Origin of the sequence: Pseudomonas sp. FP1742 (assembly GCF_030687145.1) — a bacterium.
Lineage (GTDB): Bacteria > Pseudomonadota > Gammaproteobacteria > Pseudomonadales > Pseudomonadaceae > Aquipseudomonas > Aquipseudomonas frederiksbergensis_D.
Genome location: NZ_CP117460.1, coordinates 4,192,890 through 4,218,601 on the forward strand (window position 1 = coordinate 4,192,890; position 25,712 = coordinate 4,218,601).

Here is a 25,712-nt window from a genome sequence, read left to right on the forward strand (position 1 = left end):
CAGTGTTGGTCGGTCAACAGTCAAATCACCACATTACGCACAAACCGCACCGCCACTTCCCCATCATTGCAATAGGAATACGGCTGGTTACTGGCAAACATGAAGAACTCGCCAGCCGCGATTTTCTGCGGCTGATCGCCGAGCATCAGGGTCAGGCAACCTTCGAATACATAAAGCTGTTCGCTATAGCCTTCGGCATCTGGCTGCGACGGGTAAATTTCGCCGGGTTGCAGGCACCATTCCCACTGTTCAACCTCACGAGTGGCAGTGGCTTTGGACAGCAAGACGGCTTTGCTGCCAGGAATCTTCCCGGCCCAAGCCACTTCGTTGATGCGGCTCGGGTCACGGGCATCCGGGGCCTGGATCAGGTCGCTGAACGCCACGTCCAGCGCTTCGGCCACGCGGTCGAGGGTGGTCAGGCTGACGTTCTTCTCGCCAGCCTCGATGGCCACCAGCATCCGGCGGCTGACCCCGGACTTTTCGGCCAGCGCGGCCTGGCTCATGTCGGCGGCGTGACGCAGCCGTCGCACATTCAGGCTGACGTGCTGAAGGACCGAAGCCCGTTGGGTGGAATCTTTGTGCACTATATTGCTCACTGGGTGGCGTTGCGCAGTATACTGCCCAACTTCGGGCGCATTGTGCGTCTCCCTCAGATGGCGCGCAAGGTCATGACGTCGATGAACGCTTCTCACACATCCCCCCGCTTCTCACGGCTCAGCAAGGCCGAGTGCGTGCTGGTGCTGATTACCATGGTCTGGGGCGGGACCTTTCTGCTGGTGCAGCATGCGATGACCGTCAGCGGGCCGATGTTTTTCGTCGGGCTGCGTTTTGCGGCGGCCGCGAGCCTTGTTGCGCTGTTCTCCTGGCGTCATCTGCGCGAACTGACCCTGTTCGAACTCAAGGCCGGGGCGTTTATCGGCGTGGCGATCATGCTTGGTTATGGCTTGCAGACCGTGGGTTTACAGAGCATTCCCAGCAGCCAGTCGGCGTTCATTACCGCGCTGTATGTGCCGTTCGTGCCGTTGCTGCAATGGCTGGTGCTGGGGCGGCGTCCGGGGTTGATGCCGAGCATCGGGATCATGCTGGCGTTTACCGGGTTGATGTTGCTGTCCGGGCCTTCCGGTGCTTCGTTCAATTTCAGCCCCGGTGAAATCGCCACATTGATCAGCGCCGTGGCGATTGCGGCGGAGATCATTTTGATCAGCACCTATGCCGGCCAGGTCGATGTGCGACGGGTGACGGTGGTGCAATTGGCGACCACGTCGGTGCTGTCGTTCCTGATGGTGGTGCCGACTCAGGAAGTGATTCCGGACTTTTCATGGTTGCTGTTGTGCAGTGCGCTGGGCTTGGGCGCGGCGAGTGCGGCGATTCAGGTAGCAATGAACTGGGCGCAGAAAAGTGTGTCGCCGACCCGCGCGACGTTGATCTATGCCGGCGAGCCGGTGTGGGCCGGAATTGTCGGGCGGATTGCCGGGGAACGCTTGCCGGCGATTGCCTTGGTTGGCGCGGGGTTGATTGTGGCGGCGGTGATTGTCAGTGAGTTGAAGACCAAAGGTAAGGTTGCCGCGACTGAAGAAGAGTTGGAGCGGGAAACACAAGGGTAAGAGCCAATATCTGCAACACCGGATAGATCGCCTTCGCGAGCAAGCCCGCTCCCACATTGGATTTGTGGTGTGTCTCGTGTATACGCCGCCAATCGAGTGTGGGAGCGGGCTTGCTCGCGAAGGGGCCGGCACAGGCGAAATCGCGCTCTCTGAAACAATGTGAATCAGGCTTTTTCCGTCTACTTTGTAGGATTCTGCGACAGCTTGGCGTTTGGTGATCGGGGAGCTGGCACGTATGATGCTTCACAAACTTCCGCAGATTAGAAGCCTATGTCCCTGATAGTTCTACTGCTTCTGCCTTTTATCGGCAGCTGTCTGGCAGCCTTGCTGCCGCACAACGCGCGTAATACCGAATCGCTGTTGGCTGGCCTGGTTGCCTTGATCGGCACCGTCCAGGTCGCCCTCCTGTACCCGCAAATCGCCCATGGCGGCGTGATTCGTGAAGAGTTCTTCTGGCTCCCCAGCCTGGGCCTGAACTTCGTGCTGCGCATGGACGGTTTCGCCTGGTTGTTCTCGATGCTGGTGCTGGGCATCGGCACGCTGGTTTCGTTGTACGCCCGTTATTACATGTCACCGGACGATCCGGTGCCGCGCTTCTTTGCGTTTTTCCTGGCATTCATGGGCGCCATGCTGGGGCTGGTGATCTCCGGCAACCTGATCCAGATCGTGTTTTTCTGGGAGCTGACCAGCCTCTTCTCGTTCCTGTTGATCGGCTACTGGCACCACCGCGCCGATGCGCGACGGGGTGCTTATATGGCACTGATGGTCACCGGCGCGGGCGGTTTGTGTTTGCTGGCGGGGGTCATGTTGCTCGGCCATGTGGTCGGCAGCTATGACCTGGACAAGGTCCTGGCCGCCGGCGATCTGATTCGCGCGCATGCCCTCTACCCTATTCTGCTGCCCCTGATCCTGATTGGCGCCCTGAGCAAAAGTGCGCAATTTCCCTTCCACTTCTGGTTGCCCCACGCGATGGCGGCACCGACCCCGGTCTCGGCGTATCTGCACTCGGCGACCATGGTCAAGGCCGGGGTGTTCCTGCTCGCACGCCTGTGGCCGTCGCTGTCCGGCAGTGAAGAATGGTTCTACATCGTCAGTGGGGCCGGCGCCTGCACGCTGTTGCTCGGCGCGTATTGCGCGATGTTCCAGAACGACCTCAAGGGCCTGCTGGCCTACTCGACCATCAGCCATTTGGGCCTGATCACCCTGCTGCTGGGCCTGAATAGTCCGCTGGCCGCCGTGGCCGCGGTGTTCCACATTCTTAACCACGCCACGTTCAAGGCCTCGCTGTTCATGGCCGCCGGGATCATCGACCACGAAAGCGGCACCCGGGACATTCGCAAACTCAGCGGCCTGGTCAAACTGATCCCGTTCACCGCCACCCTGGCCATGGTCGCCAGCGCCTCCATGGCCGGCGTGCCGCTGCTCAACGGCTTCCTGTCGAAAGAGATGTTCTTCGCCGAAACCGTGTTCATCAACGCCACGGCCTGGATCGAGATGACCCTGCCGATCGTCGCGACCATTGCCGGGACATTCAGCGTCGCTTACTCCCTGCGCTTCACCGTCGACGTGTTCTTCGGCCCGACCGCCACCGACCTGCCGCACACTCCTCACGAGCCACCGCGCTGGATGCGCGCGCCGGTGGAGTTGCTGGTGTTCACCTGTCTGGTGGTGGGAATTTTCCCCGCTCAAGTGGTCGGCTCGCTGCTCGCGGCGGCGGCATTACCGGTGGTGGGTGGCACGCTGCCCGAGTACAGCCTGGCGATCTGGCACGGCTGGAACGCACCGATGATCATGAGCCTGATCGCCATGTCCGGCGGCATCGTGCTCTACCTGTTGCTGCGCAATCAGCTCAAGCGCGGGCGTTTCATGCACCCGCCGGTGATCAGCCATTTCAATGGCAAGCGCCTGTTCGAGCGCTGCCTGGTGATCATGATGCGTCTGGCCCGTCGTCTGGAGCGGCGGATCAGCACCCGGCGCCTGCAAACCCAACTGTTTCTGGTGGTGCTCGCCGCCGTGCTGGCCGGGTTGATCCCGATGCTGCACAGCAGCCTGAGCTGGGGCGACCGGGCGAAAATTCCGGGCTCGATCGTGTTCGTGATCCTCTGGCTGCTGGCAATTGCCTGTGCCCTCGGCGCGGCCTGGCAAGCCAAGTATCACCGGCTCGCGGCCCTGACCATGGTCAGTGTCTGCGGCCTGATGACCTGCGTGACCTTCGTCTGGTTCTCGGCGCCGGACCTGGCCCTGACGCAACTGGTGGTCGAAGTGGTGACCACGGTGCTGATCCTGCTCGGCCTGCGCTGGTTGCCACGACGGATCGAAGAGGTATCGCCGTTGCCGAGCAGCCTGCGCAAGGCGCGGGTGCGGCGGGTTCGCGACTTGCTGCTGTCGAGCGCGGTCGGTGGCGGCATGGCGTTGCTGTCCTACGCGATGCTGACCCGCCAGACGCCCAACGACATTTCCTCTTTCTACCTCAGTCGCGCCCTGCCCGAAGGCGGCGGCAGCAACGTGGTCAACGTAATGCTGGTGGATTTCCGTGGCTTCGACACCCTCGGTGAAATCACCGTGCTGGTGGCAGTGGCCCTGGCGGTGTTCGCCCTGCTGCGACGCTTCCGCCCTCCGAAAGAAAGCCTGCAACTGCCGGCCCAACAGCGTCTGCTGGCCCCCGACGTGGTCACCGATCTGGTCAACCCGCGTCACGCCAGCGACACCGCGCTCGGGTTCATGATGGTGCCGGCGGTGCTGGTGCGCCTGCTGTTGCCGATCGCCCTGGTGATCTCGTTCTATCTGTTCCTGCGCGGGCACAACCAGCCGGGTGGCGGTTTCGTCGCCGGGCTGGTGATGTCGGTGGCGTTCATCCTGCAATACATGGTCGCCGGCACCCAGTGGGTCGAGGCGCAAATGAGCCTGCGGCCGCTGCGCTGGATGGGCACCGGGCTACTGTTCGCCACGGTCACCGGGCTTGGCGCGATGGCGGTCGGGTATCCGTTCCTGACCACACACACCTGGCATTTCGAACTGCCGCTACTGGGTGACATTCACATCGCCAGCGCGCTGTTCTTCGACATTGGCGTGTATGCCGTGGTGGTCGGTTCGACGCTGTTGATCCTCACCGCCCTCGCCCACCAATCGGTACGCGGTCATAAAACCAGCGCGCAAACCAGGCCCGTGGCCAAAGCCGCTGTCACCCAAGGAGCCATCTGATGGAAGAAGTCATCGCAATCGCCATCGGTGTACTGGCCGCGTCTGGCGTATGGTTGATCCTGCGACCACGGACGTTCCAGGTGGTCATGGGCCTGTGCCTGCTGTCCTATGGCGTCAACCTGTTCATCTTCAGCATGGGCAGCCTGTTCATCGGCAAGGAGCCGAACATCAAGGACGGCGTACCCCAGGATTTGCTGCACTACACCGACCCGCTGCCGCAAGCGCTGGTGCTGACCGCGATCGTCATCAGTTTCGCCATGACCGCGCTGTTCCTGGTGGTGCTGCTCGCCTCCCGGGGCCTGACCGGCACCGACCATGTGGATGGCCGGGAGCCTAAAGAATGATGGCGATGACTCACTTGATCGTCGCACCGATCCTGCTGCCGCTGCTGACCGCCGCCGTGATGCTGATGCTGGGCGAAAAACACCGCCCGCTGAAGGCCAGGATCAACCTGTTCTCCAGCCTGCTGGGGCTGGGCATTGCCGTGATGTTGCTGCAATGGACGCAAACCACCGGCGTGCCGGGCTCCATTGGCGTGTACCTGCCGGGCAACTGGCAAGCGCCGTTCGGCATCGTGCTGGTGGTCGATCGCCTGTCAGCGTTGATGCTGGTGCTGACCGGGATCATCGGCGTCAGCGCGCTGCTGTTCGCCATGGCCCGCTGGGACGGCGCCGGTTCGAGTTTTCACGCGCTGTTCCAGATTCAGTTGATGGGCCTGTACGGTGCCTTCCTCACGGCGGACCTGTTCAACCTGTTCGTGTTTTTCGAAGTACTGCTCGCCGCCTCTTACGGGCTGATGCTGCACGGCTCGGGTCGGGCGCGGGTGTCGTCGGGGCTGCATTACGTCTCGATCAACCTGCTGGCCTCGTCGCTGTTCCTGATTGGCGCGGCGCTGATCTACGGCGTTACCGGCACACTGAACATGGCCGACCTGGCACTGAAAATCCCGCTGGTGCCGGAAGCCGATCGCGGCCTGCTGCATGCCGGCGCGGCGATTCTGGCGGTGGCGTTCCTGGCCAAGGCCGGGATGTGGCCGTTGAACTTCTGGCTGGTGCCGGCCTACTCCGCGGCCAGCGCACCGGTGGCGGCGATGTTCGCGATCATGACCAAAGTCGGCGTCTACACCTTGCTGCGCCTGTGGACGCTGCTGTTCTCCGGCCAGGCCGGAGCCTCCGCGTACTTCGGTGGCGACTGGCTGATCTACGGCGGCATGGCGACCATCATCTGCGCTGCGGTGGCGATCCTCGCCGCGCAACGCCTGGAACGCCTGGCCAGCCTGAGTATCCTGGTGTCGGCAGGCATTCTGTTGTCGGCCATCGGTTTCGCCCAGCCGAACCTGATCGGCGCTGCGCTGTTTTATCTGGTCAGCTCGACCCTGGCGTTGAGCGCACTGTTCCTGCTGGCGGAGTTGATCGAGCGTTCGCGTTCAGCCAACGAAATGCCGCTATTTGATGACGGCGAGTTGCTCCCACGGCCCCTGGAATCCTTGCAGCCACCCAAGGGTTTCAACCTCGATGACGACCAGAAAGCCGTGGTCGGCCAGGTGATTCCCTGGACCATGGCTTTCCTTGGCCTGAGCTTCATCGCTTGCGCCTTGCTGATCATCGGCATGCCGCCGCTCTCCGGATTCATCGGCAAACTCAGCCTGCTCAGCGCCCTGCTCAACCCCCTGGGCCTGGGTCATGGCAGCGACGAACCGGTATCGAACGACGCGTGGGGGTTGCTGGCGTTGTTGATCCTGTCCGGACTGGCCTCGCTGATCGCTTTCTCGCGTGTGGGTATCCAGCGTTTCTGGACCCCGCAAGAGCGGCCATCGCCCTTGCTGCGTCGTCTGGAATGCGTGCCGATCATGGTTCTGCTGGGGCTGAGCATCGCCCTGACGTTCAAGGCTGAACCGCTGTTGCGCTACACCCAAGCGGCTGCGCTGGCGTTGAATAACCCTCAGCAATACGTGATGGCGGTGCTCGGCACCCGTGCGGTTCCGAGCCCGGAAGCCCGGGCAGTATTGGTAGAGGTGCAACCATGAAGCGCCTGTTTCCCGCACCGTGGTTGTCGTTGGCGTTGTGGCTGCTGTGGCTGGTGTTGAACTTGTCGATGAGCCCCGGCAATGTGCTGTTGGGCGCGGCGCTGGGGATCTGCGCGCCGTTGATGATGCGCAAGCTGCGACCGCTGCCGATCCGCATTCGTCGCCCCGGGGTAATCCTGCGCCTGTTCTTGCTGGTCGGGCGCGATGTGCTGGTGTCCAACCTCGCCGTGGCCTGGGGCGTGCTCAACGCGGGCCGTCGTGCGCCTCGCTCGCGGTTCATCAAGGTGCCGCTGGAGTTGCGCGATGCCAACGGCCTGGCGGCGCTGTCGATCATCTGCACGGTAATTCCCGGCACGGTCTGGTCGGAGCTGGCACTGGATCGCAGCATTCTGCTGCTGCACGTTTTCGATCTGGATGACGAAGGTCCATTCATCCAGCACTTCAAGGCGACCTACGAGCGCCCCTTGATGGAGATCTTCGAATGAGCGCATTGCTGTCGAACGCGATCCTGCTGAGCCTGTTCATCTTTTCCCTGGCGATGATTCTGACCCTGATCCGCCTGTTCAAGGGCCCGTCAGCCCAGGACCGCGTCCTTGCCCTGGATTACCTGTACATCATCGCCATGCTGATGATGCTCGCGCTGGGCATTCGTTATGCCAGTGACACTTACTTCGAGGCGGCGCTGCTGATCGCCCTGTTCGGCTTCGTCGGCTCGTTTGCCCTGGCCAAATTCCTGTTGCGCGGCGAGGTGATCGAATGAGCGCTGAACTGTCTTTGTGGGTGGAAATACCGGTGGCGATTCTGCTGGTGCTTAGCAGCCTGTTTGCGCTGATCGGTGCAGTCGGGCTGCTGCGGATGAAGGATTACTTCCAGCGCATGCACCCGCCGGCACTGGCCTCGACATTGGGCGCCTGGTGCGTGGCACTGGCCTCGATCATCTACTTTTCAGCGCTCAAGTCGGGGCCGGTGCTGCATGCCTGGCTGATTCCGATTCTATTGTCGATCACGGTGCCGGTGACCACGCTGCTGCTGGCCCGGGCGGCGCTGTTTCGCAAGCGCATGGCGGGGGATGATGTGCCGGCGGAGGTGAGTAGCCGGCGCACGGAACCCGGGAGTTAGTTCGAGGATATGTGTTGATTGGCAGGGCCTCTTCGCGAGCAAGCCCGCTCCCACATTGGATCTGTGTCGTGCACATCATTTGTGTTCACTGAACATCCAATGTGGGAGCGGGCTTGCTCGCGAAGGCGATTGCCCGGTCACCCTCAGATCCAGGCCACTGCCAACAACCCGGCCCCCAACACCACGCACAACGGCGAATACGCCCACGTGTCGAGCCGGGCAAACCTCGAATCCTTGACCTGCTTGAAGAACCCCACCAAATTCGAATCACCGATCGCCCGGGCGAACATCAGCATGGCAATCGCGCTGATCACCCATTGCAACGACCAGTGATGGACCGTGGGCAGATACAGCCCGACCCGCAGGCACACCAGCATCGCGATCAGCAGCAAGCCCACCGCCACCAGCAGCGTGGCAAAGCCCGAAGGCTTGAACGCCGGCCTTGAAACCTCACCGCCCTCCCCGGGTACTCGTGGCACCGCCGCCTCGCTGCCCAATTTGCCACCCGCCGCCCAGTACAGGTGGATCAGGCTGATGACCAGAAAGATTGCAGCAATCCATTGCGCGACCAAAAGGCTCATATTCAGACGTCCCGTGTGAAATGTTGCAGCAGGATGAACCTCCTTGCCCGAATTTAAAAGCGCACCGGGATTTATGTGCATCCGGGCCTGCCAATCGGTTTATTTCAGCTCGGCAGAGACCTTGTCCGCCACATCCTTGGGCACCCAGGCTTGCCAAACTTGCGGGTACGCCTTCATGAAGGCTTCTGCCGCTTGACGCGGCGGGGTATGTTTTTCGCTCATCTGCGCCAAGGCCTTGTTCAACGCGTCGATCGGCAAGTCGACCTTGGTGAAGAACTCGACAATCTGCGGGTACTGTTTCTGGAAGGGTGCGGACACACCGATGGACAGCTTCGAGGGCAGTGAGCGAGTCGGTTTCGGATTAGGATTGTCGGCCTCGGTCAGGGTTTTCCAGGCTTCGGCGTCGAATGGCGGCTCTTGTAGCTGAATCAGTTTGAAACGGCCGAGCAATGGCGTCGGTGACCAGTAATAGAACAGGACCGGTTTGCCGCGACGAATCGACGAACTGATTTCTGCATCCAGCGCCGCCCCCGAACCACTGCGAAAGTTCACGTAGCTGTCGTTCAGCCCATAGGCCTTGAGCTTCTGCTTGTTGACCACCTCCGACGTCCAGCCGATCGGGCTGTTCAAGAAGCGCCCCTTGCTCGGGGTTTCCGGGTCTTTGAACACATCCTTGTAGCGCGGCAGATCGGTGACACTGCGAAGGCCCGGCGCCAGCGGCTTGATGCCCTTGGCCGGGTCGCCCTTGATCACGTACTCCGGCACCCACCAGCCCTCGGTGGCGCCCTTGACCGTATCGCCCAGGCTCGCGACCTTGCCTTCAGCCTCAGCCTTGACCCAGACCGGACTGCGGCCCGCCCACTCTTCGCCAATGACCTGAATGTCATTGTTGGCCAGTGCGGTTTCCAGGGTAATGGTCGTCCCCGGCAAGGTGTCGGTCGGCAAGCCGTAGCCCTGCTCGACGATGATCCGCAGAATCTCGGTGATCAGGCTGCCGCTTTCCCAATTCAGGTCGGCAAAGTGGATCGGTGCCTGGGCAGCGAATACCGGAACGGGTGAAGCCAACAAGCCGAACGTGGCCAGGGTAGTGACCAGTAACCGTCGTAATCCCTTCATGCTCTTGCACCTCGTGCTGTTCACAGCAATAGCAGGATGGCCTGACAAAGAAGACCGCAAGCCTCTGAATACTCAGTCAACTGACTGTAGTAGAGGTTTCTGCTTTCGAGGGGCGAGGATTATTTTTCGGAAGGTTCCTGCAAGCGCGCAAGCTCTCTTCTGACCATGCTGGCGTACGCCGCCGGGCGCAACATATAAATCTGTGACGCTACCCAACTCAGCCAGCCCCCCTGCAGAACGGCCTTTTCAGCCAACAAGCGCTGCGCCTCGGCGTGGGCACTGGCCTGGTTCTGTTCGTGGAAGTCGGCGCGGGTCAGGGTCATCACTCGCTGGCCTTGAAGGTCACCAGTTCGCCCTTGCGCCACTTGGCGGCCTTGGCAGTCACGGCTTTGAGGGTTTTGGTCAGGCCTTCCTGCAGCTGCTGGTGGGCCGCAAACACCATCACCACGCTATGACCTTCCTTGAACACAATGCCATGGCCGTCTGCGGTGGTCACGAACGCGTAATCCCCCAGCCCGTACACCGTCAGTTTGATTTCGCGGAACTTGATGTCCAGTTTGCCGCCTTCACGACTGGGCAATACGGAGGCGCTGAAATGATCGCCGACCTTGAGTTTAAGCCCGGGCTTGTCGTCCACCACCAGCGCCGATTCGGTGTCGATCTCGGCAATGTAAATGCCTTCGGCATTCTGTTCGGTGATGTAGACGAAACGTGACTGAAACTGTTTAACCAGCTTTGCGCGCAAATCACCCAGTACGAACAAAGCATGCATATCGAGATTACTTACTGCCAAGGAAACATCCCCACATCTGAAAATGACACCGCACGCAGGAATCGCGCACAGCAGAAAAAAGCGGCAATGCCGAGGTGTAGCCAAATGACCCGGGTCGGAATCCTGGAACGAGCAGAGGGCTCATCCATCGCGAGGTTTGGGAAGATTACTGGAACATCCCCCGCGTCGTCTTGCCTGGCGGTCGTCAGATGTTGAAGGAAAACGCCCTTCTAACGGCCAGAGAAAACCGGACTACCAACTTTAGGGAAAAATCTCTTTAAAAAAAGCACTTTTCCGACATATCGCCAGAAAAAAATTGCTTTAGATGGGCAGCAATCGCCAACCAGTGATGGCGATTCTAGAGCAGCCATGCTCACCGAGACTACCCAAAACAACGTACACACGTCGGTAAAACCACGAAAAGGACTTCATATGTGCACACTGACTCACTTCGCCGAGCCACACACACACCACGCAAACAGCCCGTCACTTCTGCAATCGATGGTAATCCGCCAGCAGGATTTCCTCCCTGAGGCGCATCTGCCGCCGCGTTTTCAGGTGGTATTGGCCGGCAACGCCTTTTTCCACATCAGGGAAATATCCACCGGACGTGTCAGAGGTTTCCGCGCCGACCATAACGAAGCCTGCGCCCTTGCCCGCTCGCTCGAGTCGCGCAACTGACGCACCCTGAGCATTCGCTTCTATAGACGTTTCGTCACACCGGCGACTTAACTCAGCCGCCGGCAGGCAACTACTGCCATACTGCCCGCCCCATGAAACCCGTCCCCAGGGCGGACGGCGCTCAATACAACATATATTCAAAGGGAAGACTGCTACGTGACGGAATTTGATATCGGTGAATTTTTTATCCGGGGCGAAGCCAGAGAGGTCGAAGGCGAATTCCAGGCGGTCATTATCATGCGCGCCAAACCGCCGTTGACTACGGTGTCGTATCACCAGGTGGAAAAGGATCGCTGGTTCAAGACCGCGGAAGTCGCGACGATTGCCGCCCAGGAAGCCGCGAAAGCCCTGAAGCTTGCCGTCGATGAAGGGGCGTTGAAGGCCTGATCATCGGGTTTGCAGTCTATGCTCATTCCTGCTTTTGAACATCGCTATCGAACTCCCGAAGCGCGGCTCCCTCAGATGCAATGAAGCCGCACCTCGGATCTCGCACTCGACGCGACGAATTATCTGCAAGGAGAAAAAAATGGACTCACCCACACATGACCTGAAAGGTTTGTTCGACCAGCTCGGTCTGGACTCCAGCGAAAAGGCCATCGACGATTTCATTGCCCGTCATTCCCCCTTGCCCGATGACAAGAAACTCATCGACGCCGAGTTCTGGAACCCGCAACAAGCCGGCTTCCTCAAAGAACAACTGCGTGAAGACGCCGATTGGGCCCATGTGGTCGACGACCTGAACCTGCGCATGCACCAGACCCACTAGCATGGGGTTTAATGCAGGCTGTCGGGTATTGCGGCGTTCAATTGCGCCAACCAGGCAGCCCTGCACTCCTCGGCCTCATTACGACTGGAGAACGCCGTCCCCCGGCGCTCACCGTTGAGCAGCACCACCCAACAGACGCTTTGCCCCATCGCACGCAAACTGGCGGGCACACCGCTGCCAATCATCACCGCGACATCGACTTTGCTTTGCATGCTGACCTCTCGATTTTCATTAGCCACCTAACTATGTAGGCATGTTAATGAGTTCATCCACGAGGAAACAGCAACGGTGCTGCACAGCTTCGTTGCATAAGCGGTAACAATTGTCAGGCCCCTCAGCGAGGTTTTTCCGGTTTGTAGCCTAATCGCAATCCACCCCAGTGGCGCCCCTTGAGCATGATCGGCACCGAGAGGTCGTGCATCAGTTCACCGGTGTCGCGGGTGTAAGTCTGCAACAGCACAGCCTGCTGATGGCTGCCACAGCGAATCCCGGTGCGGTCGGCAAACTTGCGCTTGGTGCGGTTTTGCAGGGTATCGACCTGCGCGTCGCCGGTCAGCGGCTGGCAGAACACGGTGTTGTGGGTCGGCACATAACCCTGCTGCGTGCAGGCGATGGCGAATACCAGGCCTTCGTGACGCGGCAGCAATGGCTCCTGGATCGCCGGCAAGACCTGATCGGTATAGCGGTCGAAGCGGGTCTGGTATTTGACCGGGCTGGTGTTGGGGATCGCCTGATAATTGCGATCAAACAGGTCATCGAGGCTGATCCGGCCCTGGTCGATATCCGCCTCGAGACGCGCCGCAATCTGACTCGCCCCTTCGCGGGCCAGATCGTAAATCCGCTGGTGATAGTCATCCAGCCCGACTTCGGCAAGGCGCTCGCTGATGGTTTCGGCCTGCCCTTCCATTTGCACCGCCGCCTGGGCCAGACGCTGGGTTTGCTGGTCGCTGATCGCCAGATCGCTGCGCATCTGTTCGATGGCGTGGAACAGGCTGTCGAGTTGTTCGCGGTTGGTGTCCGCGCCCTGGGCGATTTCCCCGACCTGCCTTTCGACACCGGCGGCCAGGCGCGCGATGTTTTCCAGGTGCTGCCCCGTGTGTTCGACTTGCGCGACGCCGGTATTCAGGTCGCTGGCCAGTTGACGAATCTGCTCCACCACTTGCGCGGTGCGTTGTTGAATATCGGCGACCATCTCCCCGACTTCACCGGTCGCTGTCGCCGTGCGCGCGGCCAGGCCACGCACCTCATCGGCCACCACCGCAAAGCCGCGACCGTGCTCCCCGGCCCGCGCCGCTTCGATGGCTGCGTTCAGCGCCAACAGATTGGTCTGGCTGGCGATGGACTGGATCACCAGCGTGACCCGCTGGATATCGTCGCTGCGCAGGCTCAGGGCTTCGATCAGCTCGCGGCTACTGCTGGCACGCTGACTGAGTTGATGCATGCGCGCGATGGACTCGATCAGCTCCGTACGCCCTGCCGCGCTGCTCTGATGGGCTTCGCTGGCCGCGCTCAAGGCCTCCCGGCTGAGTGTCGAGGTAGCCTGCTCGGTGGCGATCATCACTTCAGCGCTGCTGACAATCTGTGCCGCGGCGTCGAGTTGCGATTGCAGCTTGTCGGCCAGTTGCTTGACCGAAAAGGCCACGCCGGCAGCGGACAAGGCGTTGTGACTGGTGGTGTAGGAAAGATCGCGAGTCAACCCGGCGATGGCGCTGGCGCTGTCCTCTGGGGTTGCCTCGGGGAGCGCGCGCGAACGCAGGCGCGGCAGCCAGATGATCAGCACGGCCAATGGCAGGCCAAGGTAAAGCGACCAGCCAGCCAATGCCATGCCGCACAGCAAGAGCATCAGGGCAATGCTTTGCAGAGTCGGCGTGAGCCACTGGTTTTTCGGCAAAAGTACGGCTGCGGGCACTGCCCCAGCCAGAGACCCGTCTCGCGTCATCGTTTGTCACCCCAGGCATCTTCTAATTGTTGTATCCGCATTAAACGCCACCACAAGGCCATTATCTATGGTCCGTTAGTAGTGGGGGGTGCAGCAGATCAATAGAAGTGCGTCGGCTTTTTCGCAGACGTCGAAAAGCATCGCGGGCAAGCCCGCTCCCACAAGGTCCGTGCTGAACCTGTGGGAGCGGGCTTGCCCGCGATGGGGGCGCTACGAAATCAGGCCTGACGCTGGTGCTTGTCGATCTGCTCGTGACGTTCTTGAGCTTCGATGCAGTACTTGGTGGTCGGGCTGATCAGCAGGCGCTTGAGGCCGATTGGCTCGCCGCTGTCATCGCACCAGCCGAAGCTGTCTTCCTTGATGCGTTCCAGGGCCTGTTCCAACTGAGGCAGCATGCGCTGGTCGCGATCGATCGCGTTCACCAGCCAGGTGCGCTCTTCTTCGACGGAAGCCGCGTCAGCCGGATCGGCCGGAGTGTCCAGGCTCTCGATGGCGATGCGATTCTGTTCGATGCGCTCATGGGTTTCGACTTTCATGTTCTGCAACAGCTCAGAGAAAAAAGCATGTTGCTCGGCATTCATGTAGTCATCCGCCGGCATGGCCAGCAACTTGTCCTTTGTCATTGATATCTCTATAAAAAAACGTGCATTAAGGCGAATTAGGGAGCGTTCCGTTGAACCTTGCGTGGTCATTGGAACGGCGCCATTTATTCCAAGCGCCACCCGGCACTCAATTTACGAGGGGCGGCAGTCTAAGGCCGACTTGAGGCCTCAGCAACTGAAAAGACAGCAAATCTGTCCGACAAAGCCTTGAAAGTGCTCTATGGCGAGCTTTGAGGCGCTTATCGGAGTGCGTTTATAACAAGAAATTCAGTCCAACGGCTGTATATAGAAGACAAACGGCTGCGCCACGCGGGTCAGGCGTGGCGCATTTTCGTCTTTCGTGTGGCTCAGCGCTTGAGTTTGCGCTTGTTGCGGTACTGGTCGATGACCACCGCCACCACAATAATCAGCCCTTTGATAATGTCTTGAATATAAGCATCAACACCGACAAAGGTAAAGCCGCTGGCCATGACCCCGAGAATCAATGCCCCGATCACGGTGCCAGTGATGCGCCCTACACCACCGGCCAGGCTGGTACCGCCGATGACCGCCGCGGCGATCGCATCCAGCTCATAAGACATGCCCATCCCGGCCTGCCCGGTCGCAGCCCGAGCCGACGCCACCACCCCGGCCAGGCCGGCAAGCAATCCGGCAATGCTATAGACGATCACCAGGTGCCGCTTGACGTTGATCCCGGAAGTACGCGCCGCCTGCATGTTGCCACCGATGGCGTAGGTGTACTTGCCATACTTGGTGTAGCGCAGGGCGATGTGAAAGATCACCGCCACCACCAGAAAGATGATCACCGGCATCGCGCCATGTCCGATGGCCGTGTAGGAGTCCGAGAGCATGCTCACGGGTTGACCTTCGGTGTAGTAGCGCGCCAGACCGCGCGCCGAGACCATCATGCCTAGGGTGGCGATGAACGGAGGAATCCCGGTGATCGCAATGATGCTGCCGTTGATCGCCCCCGCCAGCAATCCCACCCCCAGCCCGGCGATCACTGGAATCCACACCGGCAAGTCTGTCAGGGACGGAAACACCGCCCGGGCAAAGTCCGAGGTCTGGGCCAGGCTGGCGGCAATCATCGCCGACAGCGCCAGCACCGAACCGGAGGACAGGTCGATACCGGTGGTGATGATGACCTGGGTCACCCCGATCGCCAGCAGGCCGATGATCGACACTTGCAGGATCATCAGCACCAGACGCTGGGAGTTCATCAGGAAGCTCTGGTCCCGCACGATCCAGCCGAACAGCTCGAAGACCAGACCGATACCGATCAGCACCAGGAAGATACTCAACTCGGTCGGAAAGCGCCGGCGACTCTTGACCGGTACCGCTGCAGGCTTGTTTTCCAGTATCGCGTTCATAACCACTCACCCTTCTATTGCGTCGTCGACGGCGGCCATGGCCACCGCCAGCATCCATTAGTGAACCGCGGACATGCCCGAGGCCAGTTGCATCACCCGTTCCTGGGTCGCTTCGCTGCGGTCGAGGGTGCCCATCAGGTTGCCCTCGTGCATGACCATGACCCGGTCGCTCATGCCCAGCACTTCCGGCAGTTCCGAGGAAATCATGATCACCGCCATGCCTTCGCTGGCCAGGTACGAGATCAGCCGGTAGATCTCGGCCTTGGCGCCGACATCGATGCCCCGGGTGGGCTCGTCGAGAATCAGGATTCGCGGGTTGGTCATCAGCCAGCGCGCCAGCAAGGCTTTCTGCTGATTACCACCGGACAGCGTGTCGATGCATTGCTCCAGCGACGGGGTTTTCACCCGCAGTTTCTTGCACATGTCTTCACACAATGCGCGCAGGGCTTTCTGCTGGATGAAGCCGTTGCCGACGTAATGGGGCAACACCGCCATTTCCATGTTTTCCAGCACCGACAGGCACGGGAACAGGCCGCTGAGCTTGCGATCTTCGGTCAGCAGCGCGAAGCCCTTCTCGATGGCCATGTGCGGATCGCTGATGCGTACCACCTCACCGTCGAGGCGGATCTCGCCACCGTCGCTTGGGGTGATGCCGAAAATCGCCTCGGCGACATTGGTCCGCCCCGAGCCCATCAGCCCGGCAAGACCAAGGATCTCGCCGGCATGCAAGTCGAAGGAGACATCCTTGAAAATGCCCTCCAGCTTGAGGTCGCGTACCGACAGCAACAGATCGCCGATCGGCTTCTCGCGCACCGGGAACAGCTGGCTCAGTTCGCGACCGACCATCATCGAGATCAGGCTGTCGCCGTCCATGCTGTCGGCCCGTTGCAGGCCGATGTAGGCGCCGTCGCGGAACACCGCCACTTCATCGGCGATGGTGAACACTTCGTTCATTTTGTGAGTGATGTAGATGATGCCTTTGCCCTGGCTCTTGAGGTCGGCAATGATCGAGAACAGGTGGGCGACTTCCTTGTCGGTGATGGCGGAGGTCGGTTCGTCCATGATCAGGATGTCGGAGTCGTAGGACACCGCCTTGGCGATCTCGACCATCTGCCGTTCGGCGATGCTCAGGTTACCCACCTGCTCTTCCGGGTCGAGATTGATCCGCAGGCGCTCCAGCAGTTTGGCGGTGCAGCGGTGCATTTCGCGGTGGTCGATCATGTGCAGGCCGTTGAGCTGCTCACGGCCGATCCAGATGTTCTCGGCGATACTCATGTGCGGCATCAGGTTGAGTTCCTGGTGGATCATCGCGATCCCGGCCTGGAGCGCGGCCAGTGGCGTTTCGAAGACCACCGGCTTGCCCCGCAGGCGCAACTCGCCGGCATCCGGCTGGTAGATGCCGGCAATGATTTTCATCAGGGTGGATTTGCCGGCACCGTTTTCGCCCATCAGGGCCAGCACGGAACCGGGACGCACCCGCAGCTGTACGTCGGACAAGGCCACCACACCGGGAAAACCCTTGCTGACGTTGATGATCTCCAGCAAGTACGGCTCATCGACAGGTGTTGCGGTTGGCTGGATACCCACCAACGGGGTGCTCGAAGCAGTCGCTGAAGCGAACATGATCAGGTACTCCATCAGCAAGGTCGCATCACAACCTTGCGTGCTTATTGTTGTTATCGAACGGAGGGACTATTTGAACTGGTCAACGTTTTGCAAGGTGATCAAGCGATACGGCACCCACACCGCCTGCTCGACCGGTTCATTCCTGGCCATTTTCACCGCGGTGTCGATCGAACCGTCCGCCTGCCCCTTGGCATCCTGGAACACCGAGACCAGCAGAGAGCCCTTCTTCACCGCGTTCAGACCGTCGGGCGTACCGTCGACACCGGCGATCAGCACACTGCCTTTGGCGACGCCAGCCTGTTGCAGGGCCATGGCCGCGCCAATCGCCATCTCGTCGTTGTTGGAGACGACCGCGTCGAATTTGCGGCCCTGGGTCAGCCAGTCGTTGACCAGGGTCATGCCCTTGTCCCGCGACCAGATGCCGGACTGCTCTTGCTCGATCTTGATGTTCGGGTACTTGGTCAGCACCTCTTTTACGCCCTTGGTGCGGTTGGTGGTGGAGTTGTTGGCCAAATCACCGAGCAGAATCACGATGTCGCCCTTGCCGCCCATTTTTTCCGCCAGGTACTGCATCTGCATCTGACCGGCCTCCAGATCGTTGGAGGCGACAGTGACCACGCCTTTGGGCAGGTTCAAGTCATCGGGGCGGCGATTGACGTACACCAGCGGGATGCCGGCCTTGACCGCCGCTTCGGTAATTTTCTTGGTGGCGGCGGTATCCACCGGGTTGACCACAATGGCATCGACTTTCTGGCTGATGAAGCTTTCTACCTGGCTCAACTGCCTGACCACATCGCTGCGGGCGTCTTCGAACTGCAGCTTGACGCCATCGGGATAGGACTTGGCTTTGGTGTCCATGGATTCGCGCAGGTAGGTCAGCCAGGTGTCATCGAACTGCGCCATGCTGACGCCGATCTTCATGTCCGCGAGTGCGGCACCGCTGGCGAACATCAGGGACAAGGCGAGCGAGGCGAAACGGGTCTTGGTCTTCATGAAAGGTCTTTCTCCACATTTTTGTTGGTTTTATGGATAAGGCGTGACGATTTCAGTGAGCGGGCAAGCGGACTATCGGCGCTCCCGGAATGCAGCAGACCAGGGCGCCCTTGCGTTCGACGCAAAGCAAGCGGGAGACGGAATGAAACGAGACGCGAGGCAGGTCGCGAGAGAAGCGCAGCGCGGAACGTAAAACATGCAGAGCAGAGTTGAAGGTTTTCATCGACGGTACCTGGCTTTGTTTCTTGTTTTTGGTGCGTCTTTCACTCGTTCAAGGCCTGCTTGAGCGTGATCGGACGTTGATAGTCGGCAACCTGTAAACGACTTTATTGGAAAATAATTTCTATATCAACTCATTTTAGAATTTTATTCTGATTTTATTCCATGGCTTTCAAATGGGCTCAATGCCACCACTTGATGGCGCTCGAAACTGAGCCGCGCAGCGTCTAGCACGCGGGTGGTCGCCAGTGCATCACGGGCCTCGACCGGCAGTGGGCCACCGCTCTGTAACGCGGTTTGTAGCTGCAAATAGAACTGGCTCCAGCAGCCTCGCTCGGACGGCACCCGCTCGCGCACCTCGCCCTGCTCGAACCAGCCCCAGCGACGATGCTCTTCGACACCCCAACGATCGCCTTCGGATTTGGGCGTGAGCCCGGCCAGGGTCGAAGCTTCTTGCCCGTCCAGACCGTCGACGCTGTAACAGCCCTGGGTGCCGGTCACGCGAAAACGCGGGCCGGGGGTGTTTTGCAGGCAACTGCCGCCCAGATGCGAGATCACACCGTTGGCATGGGTCAGGGACATGAAGAAGCCGTTGTCGAAGGGCTGGCCTTTTTCGAGGTAATCCAGTTCGGCATACACCCGGATGACGGGGCCGAACAACAGCAGCGCCTGATCCACCAGATGGCTGCCCAGATCGCGCAAGAAACCGCCGCCGCTGCCATTGTTCACCGACTGCGGCGAGAAGCGTTCGATCCGCGATTCGAAATGGATGACCTGGCCCAGGGCTCCGGACTCGATGAGTTTGCGCACGGTGAGGAAATCCGAGTCCCAGCGCCTGTTCTGGTAGACGCTCAAGTGCACGCCCTGACGCTCGGCCATGGTGATCAGGGTTTGTGCCTGTTGCGTATCGGCGGCGAACGGCTTGTCGCTGACCACCGCCACCCCGTGTTCGATGGCGTCGAGCACCAACGCCGGACGACCTTTGAGCGGCGTGGACACCACCAGCACATCAACCCCGGCTTCGACCAGTTGGCCAATGCTGTCGAAGGCCGGCACACCGGGATGTTCCGTGGCCAGCAGTTGTCGGCGCTCGGCGGAACGGGTGACCACGCCCACAAACGTCGCCGCCGGCAAACTGCTGATCAGCGGAGCATGGAAAAACCGGCCGCCATGGCCGTAACCGACAAGTCCGATACGCATGAAAACATTCTCCTTATAGTTAATTACCGGATGTACACGTTCCCTGTGGGAGCGGGCTTGCTCGCGAAGGCGATATATCAGGCGACTTCAATGTTGAATGTGCCGCCGTCTTCGCGAGCAAGCCCGCTCCCACAGGTTTTGTGTAGGTCGGTTAGCGGCAGAGTTCGCGGGTCACACGTTCGAGCATCATGCGGTTGGACTCGTCCGGCCGGTCTTCCCAGGCGAATACGATGCGCATGTTTTTTGTTCTCCTGAACCAGGGCCTGAGCCCGGACACCAACCCTGTGGGAGCGGGCTTGCTCGCGAAAGCGGTCTTTCAGTCGACTAAGATGTTGTCTGACACTCCGCCTTCGCGAGCAAGCCCGCTCCCACATTGGACTTGTGGTTAGCCGTAGAAGCGTGGGCGATCCGGGAGTGCGACTTTGACGATCTGGCCGCTGTTCTGCGCCTCGATGCAGGCATCCGCAGCGACGGCGGCGGCGAAACCGTCCCACGCCGATGGCCCGCCGACCTGCCCGGCCCGCACGCCATCGATGAACGCCTGCAACTCGACGTCGTACGCGGCGATGAACCGGTCCTTCCAATCCATCAGAATCGCATTGGACAGCTTCGCTCCGCTGCGCAATTGAACCTGCGACGGTTCCGGCAGTTTGGCGATGCCGGTCTCCCCCACCACTTCGCACTGGATGTCGTAGCCGTACTGGCAGTTGACGAACACTTCCACGTCGATGCGCGTGCCCTTGGCGGTTTCCAGCAATACGATCTGCGGGTCTTTCAAATGGGCGTGGGCCTTGCTGGTCTTGCGTGGGAAGACCACTTGCACCGACACATAGTCGTCGTCGAGCAACCAGCGCAACACGTCCAGCTCATGGATCAGCGTGTCGGTGATCGCCATGTCGGTCTTGTAGTTTTCACCCACGGTCGGGTTGCGGTGGGCGCAGTGCAGCATCAGCGGCTCGCCGATCTGGCCGCTGTCGATCACCGATTTCAACGCCCGATAACCTTCATCGTACGGGCGCATGAAACCAACCTGCACCAGACGCTTGCCGTGGGCCACTTCGGCCTCGACGATCTTGCGGCAGCCTTCGGCAGTGACCGCCAGCGGCTTCTCGCAAAACACCGGTTTGCCCGCCGCAATGGCCGCCAGCACGAACTCTTCGTGGCTCGGGCCCCAGGAGGTGACGAGGATCGCCTCGACTTCTGGTGCCTTGATCAGCGCGTGGCCATCGGGATAAACCTCGGCGGTCAGCTTCAGGTCGGAGACGACCTTGGCCGCTTGCTGCAAATTGATGTCGGTGACCGCGACAACCTGACTGTTGAGCAAGGTCTGGCTGCAACGACGGATATGGTCCTGGCCGATGGCCCCGGTGCCGATGACGCCAATACGCAGCGAATTGGAAAGCGAAGACATATAAACACTCCTGTTTGTTCGTTTCAGGGCAATCAGTATTGACGGGCCTTGGCCAATCGTTCGTTGAGGGTCTTGGCCACTGCGTCAGTGCGCGCGCTGGTGGAGACTTGCGCCACGCCGACCCGCCACCACGACAGGTATTTGTGAATCATGGTTTTGGGCAGGACCTTGATGTCGATCAGCGTCGACACCGTCTGCAACCGTGCATCCGCCAACGCGGCTCGCAGCTCTTCAACCGTGTTCACCTTGTAAGTCTTGCAGCCGTAAGCCGCCGCGCTCATGGCGAAATCCACCGGCACGAAGGCGCCATCGAGCTTGCCGGTTTCAGGATTGCGGAAGCGGAACTCGGTGCCGAAGCTGTCCATGCCGTGTTCCATTTGCAGGTTGTTGATGCAGCCGAAGGTCATGTTGTCCAGCAGCACCACGTTGATCTTGCGGCGCTCCTGGATCGAGGTTGCCAGCTCCGAGTGCAGCATCATGTAGGAGCCGTCGCCCACCAGCGCATAGACCTCGTGCTCAGGCTCGGCGAGCTTCACGCCCAATGCGGCATTCACCTCATAACCCATGCACGAATAACCGTATTCGACGTGGTAGGTGTTCACGCCCTTGCTGCGCCAGCTGCGCTGCAAGTCGCCGGGTAGGCTGCCGGCGGCGGCGACGATCACCGCATCATCGGCCAGGGTTTCATTGAGCACACCGAGCACCCGGCTCTGGGTCAGGCAGGAACCGGTCAGCTCGATGAATTCGCGCAATACCGCCGGGTCCAGATGGTCGTTGATTTCCGGCACGAAGTCCTGAGTCTGGTACTCGACCTGATAGAGGCGGTCGACTTCCTCGTCCAGCTGCGCCCTGGCTTGCCGGGGTTGATCGCCCCAACTGGAACGGTAATCACCCAACACATCGGCCAACGCTTGCAAACCGGTTTTGGCGTCCGCCAACAGTTGCACGCCATCGAGTTTCAGCGCATCGCAAGGGCTGATATTGAGGTTGAGAAATTGCACGTCCGGGTGTTTGAACAAGGATTTCGACGCGGTGGTGAAATCGCTGTAGCGGGTGCCGACGCCGATGATCAAGTCAGCGTCCCTGGCCAACAGGTTCGCCGCCAGGCAACCGGTTTCGCCGATTCCGCCGACGTTCAGTGGATGGCTGGACACCACCGCGCTCTTGCCGGCCTGGGTTTCGGCGAAAGGAATATCGAAGCGCTCGGCAAAGGCCTGCAACGCTGCATTGGCACCGGAATACTTGACCCCACCGCCGCAGATGATCAGCGGTTTGCGCTTGCCTTTGAACAGCGCCACGGCATCGCCAAGCATCGCTTCGGTGGCCGGACGGCGCTCGATGCGGTGCACGCGTTTTTGCAGGAAGTAATCGGGATAGTCGTACGCCTCGGCCTGCACGTCTTGCGGCAGGGCCAGGGTGACGGCGCCGGTTTCGGCGGGGTCGGTGAGCACGCGCATGGCGTGGATCGCCGCGGTCATCAGTTGCTCGGGACGGTTGATCCGGTCCCAGTATTTGCTCACGGCCTTGAACGCATCGTTGGTGCTGATGCTCAGGTCGTGGAACTGCTCGATCTGTTGCAACACCGGGTCTGGTTGGCGGCACGCATAAACGTCGCCGGGCAACAGCAGCAAGGGAATACGGTTGGCGGTGGCCGTCGCGGCAGCGGTCAGCATGTTCGCCGCACCCGGGCCCACCGATGAAGAACAGGCGTAGATCTTGCGCCGCAGGTGTTGCTTGGCGAAACCGATGGCGGCGTGGGCCATGCCTTGTTCGTTGCGGCCCTGATGGACGATCAGATCACCGCTGTCCTGTTCCAGGGCTTGCCCCAGACCCAACACATTGCCGTGGCCAAAAATGGTAAAGATCCCGGCGACGAATTTGCTCTGAACCCCATCGACCTCGATGTACTGGTTATCGAGGAATTTCACCAGGGCCTGGGCCATGGTCAGTCTTGTTGTGGTCATGCTTGCACCTTTTTGTGAATGCAAATCCGATCAATGTGGGAGCGGGCTTGCTCGCGAAGGCGGTGTGTCAGGCAACTTCAATGTTGAATGCGCCGCCGTTTTCGCGAGCAAGCCCGCTCCCACAGTTGATCTCCATCAGTTCAAAAGCAGTATCAGGCCAGGGACTTTTGCAGGTGATCCATGCTCGCGCCGATCGCCGTCTGGATATCCGCCAGGCCATGGACGCTGTCGGCAAACGGTTCGAACGACAGGTAACCGCTGTAGCCGCTACTGAGCAAGGTGTCGATCTGCGCCGCATTACCGAGGATGTCGCCCTCGCCCACCAGCACCCGATGGCCGTCACGAATGGTCGCCAGCGGTGCCTCGGCATCTTCGACGCCGGAGATGTGCACCAGCCCGGTCAGCTCGGGGAAAAACTCATGTTCGTTGGCCAGGTGATGGTGAAAGGTGTCATGCACCAGACGGAACACATCCAGCCCACCGATGGCCTTGATCGCATCAACCGCCGTGCGTTTGCGCCGCAGCGAACACTCTTCGAAACCCAGCGGTTCGATGAAGCCGAGAATGCCGTGATCGCGCAGGATCGGCGCCAGTTCACTCAACGCCGTGCGCAGGCCGGACGCACGCTGCGCTTCGGTTCGTGGATCGGCGCGGTCGTTCAATGGGCACATCACCAAGCCCCGTGCGCCACAATCACGGGCATAAGCGGCAAGCCTCAGGGCGTGTGCGCGGCGCTCGTCATTCCAGACATCGAATGGATACAGCGCGTTGATCGACAGCACCGTGATGCCTTTGGCCGCGCACAGCTCACGGACGTTTTCGGGTGCGGTACCGTCCTCGATCTCGACGCCTTTGAGGTCATTGCGAATCTCGATGGCATCGGCCTTGAGGGTCACCGCCAACTCGATGAACGCCGGCAGGGACAAACGTGGGGCGACCATACGGTTCAAGGCGAAACGCAGGGGTTTGCTCATTTTTTGTTGTTCTCCGCACAAGTGAGTTATTTGGCTGTCGGCATGCTGAATTCAGGGCCCTTGGCGATGCTGTCGGGCCAACGCTGCATCACGCTTTTGTAGCGGCTGTAGAAGCGAATGCCTTCTTCGCCATAAGCATGGTGATCACCGAACAGCGAGCGCTTCCAGCCGCCGAACGAGTGCCAGGCCATGGGCACCGGAATCGGTACGTTGATGCCGACCATGCCGACCTTGATGCTGCGGGCAAACGAGCGGGCGATGCCGCCGTCGCTGGTGAAACACGATACGCCGTTGCCGAATTCATGGGCGTTGATCAGCGCCACGGCGCTGGCGAAATCCGGCACGCGCACAATGCCCAGCACCGGGCCGAAGATCTCTTGCTGGTAGATGCTCATCTCGGTCGTGACCTTGTCGAACAGCGTCGCGCCAACGAAGAAACCGTTCTCGGCGCCTGGCACCTTGAAGTTGCGCCCGTCGACAATCAGCTGCGCGCCCTGGGCCACGCCCTCGCCGATAAAACCCTCGACCTTGGCCTTGTGCTCGGCGGTCACCAGCGGCCCCATGTCGCTGTCGCCTTGCATGCCATTGCCGACTTTCAGTTGATCGATGCGTGGCAGCAGTTTGGCAATCAATTGGTCGCCAACGTCACCGACCGCCACGGCAATCGAAATCGCCATGCAGCGCTCACCGGCCGAGCCGTACGCCGCGCCGATCAGCGCATCCGCCGCCTGGTCCAGATCGGCATCGGGCATGACGATCATGTGGTTCTTCGCCCCGCCCAGCGCCTGTACGCGTTTGCCGCGCGAGGTCGCTTGCTGGTGGATGTACTCGGCAATCGGCGTCGAGCCGACAAAGGAAATCGCCTCGATGTCCGGGTGTTGCAGCAAGGCGTCGACTGCCGCCTTGTCGCCCTGGACCACGTTGAACACACCGTCCGGCAAGCCGGCTTCGGTGAGTAAGCGGGCCATCAGCAAACTGGCGGAAGGATCACGCTCGGACGGTTTGAGAATGAAGCAGTTACCGGTGACCAGCGCCAGCGGGATCATCCACAGCGGCACCATCACCGGGAAGTTGAACGGCGTAACGCCCGCGCAGACGCCCAATGGCTGGCGCAGGTTCCAGTTGTCGATGCCACCGCCGATGTTGTCGCTGAAATCGGTTTTCAGCAGGTTCGGCGCACCGCAGGCGTATTCGACGATTTCGATACCACGGGTCACTTCGCCCTTGGCGTCGGAGAACACCTTGCCGTGTTCGCGGCTGATGATTTCGGCCAGTTCGTTGTGATGGCGGTCGAGCAATTCCTTGAACTTGAACATCACCCGCGAACGGCGCAGGGAAGATTGCTCGGACCAGGCCGGGAACGCCTTCATGGCCGAAGCGACGGCCTCATCCACGGTCTTCTGGCTGGCCAGCCCGACCCGCGCCTGAACGCTGCCGGTGGCCGGATTGAAGACATTGCTGAACCGCTCGCTGCCGCTGTCCTGCACCTGACCGTCGATGTAATGGCCTATGACCGGGGCGTCGCTCATTGTTCTTGTTCTCCCTTTG

At 60.5% G+C, this 25,712-nt stretch carries 26 protein-coding genes and 1 pseudogene; 10 read left to right on the top strand and 17 right to left on the bottom strand.

Annotated elements, in window-relative coordinates; translation table 11 throughout:
* Nucleotides 1–20: 20 nt before the first annotated feature.
* Nucleotides 21–584, bottom strand: a complete 564-nt coding sequence (locus PSH64_RS18660) for a helix-turn-helix domain-containing protein (protein WP_305478164.1) — start codon at nt 582–584, stop codon at nt 21–23.
* Between PSH64_RS18660 and PSH64_RS18665 the strand changes: the two genes are divergently transcribed.
* From PSH64_RS18665 to PSH64_RS18695, 7 genes are all read left to right on the top strand, one after another.
* A complete protein-coding gene (locus PSH64_RS18665) occupies nt 579–1,604 on the top strand; it encodes a DMT family transporter (protein WP_105341470.1) in 1,026 nt (341 codons plus the stop codon). The two genes, PSH64_RS18660 and PSH64_RS18665, sit on opposite strands and share 6 nt — an antisense overlap.
* Nucleotides 1,605–1,874: 270 nt before the next feature.
* Entirely contained in the window at nt 1,875–4,805 is a 2,931-nt protein-coding gene (locus tag PSH64_RS18670) for a monovalent cation/H+ antiporter subunit A (RefSeq protein WP_305478166.1), read from the top strand.
* Nucleotides 4,805–5,149 (top strand): Na+/H+ antiporter subunit C, encoded by a 345-nt coding sequence (locus PSH64_RS18675; protein ID WP_007935994.1) that lies wholly within the window; start codon nt 4,805–4,807, stop codon nt 5,147–5,149. The genes PSH64_RS18670 and PSH64_RS18675 overlap by 1 nt, the downstream gene beginning before the upstream one ends.
* Nucleotides 5,146–6,831, top strand: coding sequence for a monovalent cation/H+ antiporter subunit D (locus tag PSH64_RS18680; protein WP_105341475.1), 1,686 nt, complete (start codon nt 5,146–5,148; stop codon nt 6,829–6,831). The genes PSH64_RS18675 and PSH64_RS18680 overlap by 4 nt, the downstream gene beginning before the upstream one ends.
* On the top strand, nt 6,828–7,316 hold the full coding sequence (locus tag PSH64_RS18685; protein WP_105341477.1) for a Na+/H+ antiporter subunit E: 489 nt from the start codon (nt 6,828–6,830) through the stop codon (nt 7,314–7,316). The genes PSH64_RS18680 and PSH64_RS18685 overlap by 4 nt, the downstream gene beginning before the upstream one ends.
* Nucleotides 7,313–7,591, top strand: coding sequence for a K+/H+ antiporter subunit F (locus tag PSH64_RS18690; RefSeq protein WP_008151692.1), 279 nt, complete (start codon nt 7,313–7,315; stop codon nt 7,589–7,591). Before PSH64_RS18685 ends, PSH64_RS18690 begins: the two co-directional genes overlap by 4 nt.
* A complete protein-coding gene (locus tag PSH64_RS18695) occupies nt 7,588–7,950 on the top strand; it encodes a Na+/H+ antiporter subunit G (protein WP_305478170.1) in 363 nt (120 codons plus the stop codon). The genes PSH64_RS18690 and PSH64_RS18695 overlap by 4 nt, the downstream gene beginning before the upstream one ends.
* Nucleotides 7,951–8,093: 143 nt before the next feature.
* Here PSH64_RS18695 and PSH64_RS18700 read toward each other — a convergent pair whose 3' ends face one another.
* The 4 genes from PSH64_RS18700 to PSH64_RS18715 form a co-directional block, all read right to left on the bottom strand.
* Nucleotides 8,094–8,531, bottom strand: coding sequence for a DUF3995 domain-containing protein (locus PSH64_RS18700; RefSeq protein WP_105341482.1), 438 nt, complete (start codon nt 8,529–8,531; stop codon nt 8,094–8,096).
* A 99-nt stretch (nt 8,532–8,630) separates the two neighbouring features.
* A complete protein-coding gene (locus PSH64_RS18705) occupies nt 8,631–9,647 on the bottom strand; it encodes an ABC transporter substrate-binding protein (RefSeq protein WP_305478173.1) in 1,017 nt (338 codons plus the stop codon).
* Nucleotides 9,648–9,766: 119 nt separating this feature from the next.
* Complete coding sequence (locus tag PSH64_RS18710; protein ID WP_305478175.1) at nt 9,767–9,970, bottom strand: hypothetical protein; 204 nt, start codon at nt 9,968–9,970, stop codon at nt 9,767–9,769.
* Nucleotides 9,970–10,440, bottom strand: coding sequence for a hypothetical protein (locus PSH64_RS18715; RefSeq protein WP_008035847.1), 471 nt, complete (start codon nt 10,438–10,440; stop codon nt 9,970–9,972). The genes PSH64_RS18710 and PSH64_RS18715 overlap by 1 nt, the downstream gene beginning before the upstream one ends.
* Before the next feature lie 411 nt (nt 10,441–10,851).
* Between PSH64_RS18715 and PSH64_RS18720 the strand changes: the two genes are divergently transcribed.
* The 3 genes from PSH64_RS18720 to PSH64_RS18730 all read left to right on the top strand — a co-directional run bounded on the left by PSH64_RS18720 (nt 10,852) and on the right by PSH64_RS18730 (nt 11,866).
* Nucleotides 10,852–11,100: a hypothetical protein gene (locus PSH64_RS18720; RefSeq protein WP_305481184.1), complete on the top strand. Its 249-nt coding sequence runs from the start codon at nt 10,852–10,854 to the stop codon at nt 11,098–11,100.
* Between the two features lie 156 nt (nt 11,101–11,256).
* Complete coding sequence (locus PSH64_RS18725; protein ID WP_105341491.1) at nt 11,257–11,487, top strand: hypothetical protein; 231 nt, start codon at nt 11,257–11,259, stop codon at nt 11,485–11,487.
* A gap of 139 nt (nt 11,488–11,626) precedes the next feature.
* Complete coding sequence (locus PSH64_RS18730; protein ID WP_105341494.1) at nt 11,627–11,866, top strand: DUF2789 domain-containing protein; 240 nt, start codon at nt 11,627–11,629, stop codon at nt 11,864–11,866.
* A gap of 8 nt (nt 11,867–11,874) precedes the next feature.
* Here the strand turns inward: PSH64_RS18730 and PSH64_RS18735 are convergent, their stop codons facing one another.
* The 12 genes and pseudogenes from PSH64_RS18735 to PSH64_RS18785 form a co-directional block, all read right to left on the bottom strand.
* Nucleotides 11,875–12,078 (bottom strand): hypothetical protein, encoded by a 204-nt coding sequence (locus PSH64_RS18735; RefSeq protein WP_105341496.1) that lies wholly within the window; start codon nt 12,076–12,078, stop codon nt 11,875–11,877.
* 122 nt (nt 12,079–12,200) lie between these two features.
* The gene (locus PSH64_RS18740) at nt 12,201–13,805 is read right to left on the bottom strand and encodes a methyl-accepting chemotaxis protein (protein WP_305478178.1); all 1,605 of its coding nucleotides are present in this window, start codon (nt 13,803–13,805) and stop codon (nt 12,201–12,203) included.
* Between the two features lie 218 nt (nt 13,806–14,023).
* Complete coding sequence (locus PSH64_RS18745; protein ID WP_007935965.1) at nt 14,024–14,428, bottom strand: TraR/DksA C4-type zinc finger protein; 405 nt, start codon at nt 14,426–14,428, stop codon at nt 14,024–14,026.
* Between the two features lie 326 nt (nt 14,429–14,754).
* Nucleotides 14,755–15,777 (bottom strand): ABC transporter permease, encoded by a 1,023-nt coding sequence (locus tag PSH64_RS18750; protein ID WP_105341500.1) that lies wholly within the window; start codon nt 15,775–15,777, stop codon nt 14,755–14,757.
* Nucleotides 15,778–15,834: 57 nt separating this feature from the next.
* Nucleotides 15,835–17,400, bottom strand: a complete 1,566-nt coding sequence (locus PSH64_RS18755; RefSeq protein ID WP_305478180.1) for a sugar ABC transporter ATP-binding protein — start codon at nt 17,398–17,400, stop codon at nt 15,835–15,837.
* 69 nt (nt 17,401–17,469) lie between these two features.
* Nucleotides 17,470–18,396, bottom strand: coding sequence for a sugar ABC transporter substrate-binding protein (locus PSH64_RS18760; protein WP_105341503.1), 927 nt, complete (start codon nt 18,394–18,396; stop codon nt 17,470–17,472).
* Between the two features lie 366 nt (nt 18,397–18,762).
* The gene (locus PSH64_RS18765; RefSeq protein ID WP_305478181.1) at nt 18,763–19,815 is read right to left on the bottom strand and encodes a Gfo/Idh/MocA family oxidoreductase; all 1,053 of its coding nucleotides are present in this window, start codon (nt 19,813–19,815) and stop codon (nt 18,763–18,765) included.
* A gap of 151 nt (nt 19,816–19,966) precedes the next feature.
* Nucleotides 19,967–20,044, bottom strand: a pseudogene (locus PSH64_RS30515) (sugar phosphate isomerase/epimerase); the annotation flags it as partial.
* Nucleotides 20,045–20,200: 156 nt separating this feature from the next.
* Nucleotides 20,201–21,226, bottom strand: coding sequence for a Gfo/Idh/MocA family protein (locus PSH64_RS18770; protein WP_305478182.1), 1,026 nt, complete (start codon nt 21,224–21,226; stop codon nt 20,201–20,203).
* A 32-nt stretch (nt 21,227–21,258) separates the two neighbouring features.
* Nucleotides 21,259–23,190: a 3D-(3,5/4)-trihydroxycyclohexane-1,2-dione acylhydrolase (decyclizing) gene (gene iolD, locus PSH64_RS18775; RefSeq protein WP_305478183.1), complete on the bottom strand. Its 1,932-nt coding sequence runs from the start codon at nt 23,188–23,190 to the stop codon at nt 21,259–21,261.
* A 152-nt stretch (nt 23,191–23,342) separates the two neighbouring features.
* Complete coding sequence (locus PSH64_RS18780; protein ID WP_305478184.1) at nt 23,343–24,164, bottom strand: TIM barrel protein; 822 nt, start codon at nt 24,162–24,164, stop codon at nt 23,343–23,345.
* A gap of 26 nt (nt 24,165–24,190) precedes the next feature.
* Nucleotides 24,191–25,693 carry a CoA-acylating methylmalonate-semialdehyde dehydrogenase gene (locus PSH64_RS18785; RefSeq protein WP_105341515.1) on the bottom strand — a complete coding sequence of 501 codons (1,503 nt, stop codon included), beginning with the start codon at nt 25,691–25,693 and terminating at the stop codon, nt 24,191–24,193.
* Nucleotides 25,694–25,712 lie beyond the last annotated feature (19 nt).